This window comes from Paenibacillus sp. 01T422, assembly GCF_056398785.1.
Genome location: NZ_JBFTQB010000587.1, coordinates 1 through 4159, shown reverse-complemented (window position 1 = coordinate 4159; position 4159 = coordinate 1). Strand labels below are relative to the sequence as shown.

At 38.8% G+C, this 4159-nt stretch carries 4 protein-coding genes; all 4 read right to left on the bottom strand.

Annotated features, from left to right (window positions below):
• Positions 1-399: 399 nt before the first annotated feature.
• The gene (locus AC1DUA_RS26575; protein WP_477502632.1) at positions 400-1656 is read right to left on the bottom strand and encodes a hypothetical protein; all 1257 of its coding nucleotides are present in this window, start codon (positions 1654-1656) and stop codon (positions 400-402) included.
• A 110-nt stretch (positions 1657-1766) separates the two neighbouring features.
• Positions 1767-2843, bottom strand: coding sequence for a Ger(x)C family spore germination protein (locus AC1DUA_RS26570; protein ID WP_477502631.1), 1077 nt, complete (start codon positions 2841-2843; stop codon positions 1767-1769).
• Positions 2840-3928, bottom strand: coding sequence for a GerAB/ArcD/ProY family transporter (locus AC1DUA_RS26565; protein WP_477502630.1), 1089 nt, complete (start codon positions 3926-3928; stop codon positions 2840-2842). Before AC1DUA_RS26565 ends, AC1DUA_RS26570 begins: the two co-directional genes overlap by 4 nt.
• Positions 3929-3955: 27 nt before the next feature.
• A complete protein-coding gene (locus tag AC1DUA_RS26560; RefSeq protein ID WP_477502633.1) occupies positions 3956-4153 on the bottom strand; it encodes a spore germination protein in 198 nt (65 codons plus the stop codon).
• Between the last annotated feature and the right edge of the window lie 6 nt (positions 4154-4159).

Here is a 4159-nt window from a genome sequence, read left to right as displayed (position 1 = left end):
AAATAGGGGCTGCCCTCAAAAGTAGATAAATCTACTTGAGGGCAGCCCTCTTCGCCAAGCCGCACATCATCTTTCTCATCATAGCTCCAGTTGTCGGGTGGCTTTTCAACGTACACTTGATGGTAGTACATGATGTAAAAAGTGCAGTAAATCCGCATCTGAACCAGCTATAATTACGAAATGATGTAAAAAGCACATCAAATATTGCGACATTACTCTATTTTCGATGGCATCGACGAGATTAACTGCACAAAATGCAAGATTATCTCCGAAACCATCGATAATATGAAAATTTGCTGCACTATTTGCATCAAATTAGATAATGTCCACTACGATTTCCCCTTGGGGCTGATCCCTCAAGGTCTATTGACCTTTTTGGACAGCCCCTTTTTATTTGTTTCAATGGTTGGGATCGTACTCCGTTAATCCTAGCGCTTTATTGTTCCATAAAATGTTCCTTATCTTATCATCATCGGCAGATTCGCATCGTATCATCATAACTACCTCTGTCGCTTTCGTTCTTCCGAACAGATCTAGCGAAGGCAATTTTTTAATCACGAGACACTTGATTAGGAAACCAAGTACCCCACCGCCTACCAATCCATATAGCGCCCATAGAATTGGTCCCTGTTTAAGCACAAAGCCGTATATGCCCCCAAGGAGCATACAGATAGATCCTAAAATGGTGGCAAGATCAACATAGCTAACTCCATCCGAGTAATGCGCATTATCGAATAATTTCTTCTTCTCATTACGTACTCGCAGCGGCAGTGCGAACATATCTGACTTCTCGACACCCATCTGTTCAAGTTCGGTTAAGGCTAGTTCGATTGCAGTCGAGTGCTCAAAAGAGGCAACGATATACATTGTTTTTCCTCCTGCCCGGACTGGAAGTGGTATGTTGAAAGAGGCACTTTGGTATTCGGAACGCAAAAACTGCGATTGAGAGAGCTTAAATTGAAAGTTCGTAATGACAGCCTGCGAATAGGCGAAATACACATATCCTCCGTAGATTGACGGAATAAACAAGTACCATTGTGGGTCTAATATCGTTTTCGCTTTTTCAAAATTGCCAATACACGTGTAGTACACAGCGACATAAAACTTAGAGAAGCCTATCGTTATTACCCACGTAATTATGCTAAAAAAGAAGGAAATTAGATGGTTTAAATACAAGGAACCAAGACCGGGCATAATCATTTCCCAATATGTAGCTGTAATAGGGCTAACCTTGTTCAAGGTATTTACACTAAAGGAGGATGCCTTAGTCGTCTTCGTCAAAGTTGTGGTTCGAAAAGATAATACGTAATTATTGTTCATATCTACACATCTGCGGTATGAATCGAACATTGTAAACACGTACACACCTATGTATAGATAGAAAAAACGAAGATCAATAACATCAATTGCTGTTTGGAAATCGCCTAACATGGACAAATAAATAGCTTTGTTTACTTTTGCCAGATTGTTGATGGTGAATTCGAAGATAATAAGCGAATATCCAATCAGTGGATAATTGACCATACAATGCCCGTAACCCGGAAAGGCTGCCGACCACCATAGAGGAATCCACGGATTCAGTGGGTATTCAATACTCGAATTAGATGGAATGCTATGCATTAAATGGGAATAGCGTTTGGTTAGTTGTTGTGCCAAGTTTATATACCCCGATAAGGATCTATTTGTACCTTCTCAGTATGGATGGAAACACTGATTTTTATTCCCAAGGTATGTGGTAAGAACATTGTAATGGCGCTAAGATCATCTTATTTCTTGATGCCCATCTCTTTAATATTAACCTCAACATTCAACCGAACGTTCAAGTTTCGATATCCATCTTCCCATTCAACTTCATTCCAATTTCGCGTTCTACTCCTTACAAAATCCCCTAATCCGAGTGGGTCGATCCCTTCCTTTTTAAATGAATTAATCAGTTGCATACCTGTTGTAGTAATTTCATTTTCTAGCCCCTTCTTTATGGCCTGCAAATCTTGACTAGGAGAGTAAACGCTTCTCGATTCATTAATTTCACCTTTCATATTAAGGTTAATGATTACATTCTCATTATTTTTCTCATTGCTGACTCGGTAGTGCACTTTAGAACTGGTGCTTCTAACTGTAACATAGGACCCATCATCCAGCTTGACTTCACAACTTACTTGATTGGCATTTTTTTTAAGTAGTTTCAAGAGTCCCATTTCTTTTTCATTAATGGATCGTACATATTTATCATCCTTAAATAAAGCCAGACCGGAGATCATAACTTGATCGTTTTCCAATTTAAGCAGCGGCAAATACGGGTCCATTCCTTTGCCCGAAAGGGCGTATTCGAACTCGTGGAGATTTTGTTTGAGAAGCAGCCCACTTCTCGTATTCGAATTGAGCAAATTGAATAGGAACATCCCTTTTTCCTCCTCCGGACTGAAATTCGCCCGAAGCATTTTTTTGGCTTCTCCGTCAACCACAGCCAAAAACATTCTGCGTGATGCTTGAGCGTCCCGAAAAGCTACATCTATTTCCTTGACCAGTCCTTTTGCAGCCAAATCTTTTCCAAATAATATCACGGAAAGTTTGCCTGGATTAATAGGTCTTGTTAATTGATAGTCCATAATTTCCTTGATATTCACACTTGTGTGGGCAACCTTCGAGAGCAATTGATTTGAAATGGAATCAGGTTTCTTGGATAGAATCTTGGGCGCAGCTATTGTGAATTCAATTTGATCGTTGGTTGCATCATCGAAAGCACAAACAATAAATAAAGTGATTCTGTCTATAATTTGTTGTTTCACACACGCAGTTAACAGGAGGCATGTGACCACTAGCAAGAACAGATACCGCTTCATGCCACTCTTCTCACTTTCATTCTGATAAAATCGACAATATATAGAAATGGGATGTAAGTATATATCAAGTAGAATCCTATTTTGGATAAAAAGGTTCTAATTACTTCTATGCTGTTACGATCTGGTATCAGACATACCGCGATAAAGACAAGAATTAAAAATATCGGCAAAACAGTCGAGCGCTTAACGATGAACATGATATTCATTATTCGGGTTGAAGCCCAAAGATTGAGGCATATGACAGGAAATAAAGCGAATATCAAAGAAGCGGCACCAATAAACTCAATATGTTCAATAAAAGGAAAACGCACAAATTTATAACTAGACAATTCAGGCCAAATTTCTGTTGATATTTGAAGAGGCTTGAACAATAACACTAATGAAAGAATGATAATAAGATAAAACATAGTTGTGAGCATATTGCCTAGATGAGCCCATTTCTGCGATTTTTGTGGTGTTTTAATAAACATGTAAATGAAAAAGAGCATCTCCACGCCAAAGTATGGAAACGTCATTTCCTTCGCTGCTTTAAGAATATTGTTCGGCGGATGATCCAGCATAGGCAATAAATTGTTAAATTGAAAAAAAGGCATCGCAAATACCAAAGAAAATATAAGAAGATGTTGTACCAAGCTAATCATAGAAATACCGACGATGATTCGGAATCCCCCTGCAACGCAGTAATAGACAAGTAGAAGCAAAACCAAAGCGAGTGACCAAGTTTCAATATCAGGAAACACCCATACTTGTACAATTTCTATAAATAGTCGCAATTGATAAATGGAACCTAACAGGAAAAAAACGATAAAAGTAAGATTAAGAACACTACCTACCCATTTACCGAATATTTGAAGATGAGCATGGATAAGATCTGTTTCATTACGATTGAGGATTCCAAATATCATCCAAATAACGACGTGTATACTGAGACCACAAAGGAGGACAGAGATCCAAGCATCTTGACCAGCCCATTGAATCGGTTTGATCGCCATAGAGAGATAGCTGACTCCGAGCTGCATCGAATGAATCAATATGGAAATCAGAAACGGCGAAACGGTGAACCGTTCATTTACCGATGGTTTCAACTGTCTACCACTCCCCGTATTTATTTTTCACTCGTTGATGTCTTCCTTCAACTTTGCTTTTTTCTTATCAAACCTTACAGGGTTTAACGTTCTGAAAAAACTAAACTTATGATGAAATTTGGTGTATGGGGAACGTATGACAGAATCGAACATGTCGGAAGTCCGAAGGGGATAAAATGGAACCAAATAAGGCATTCCCAGAGATGTTAATCGCAATAAATGAATAATTAC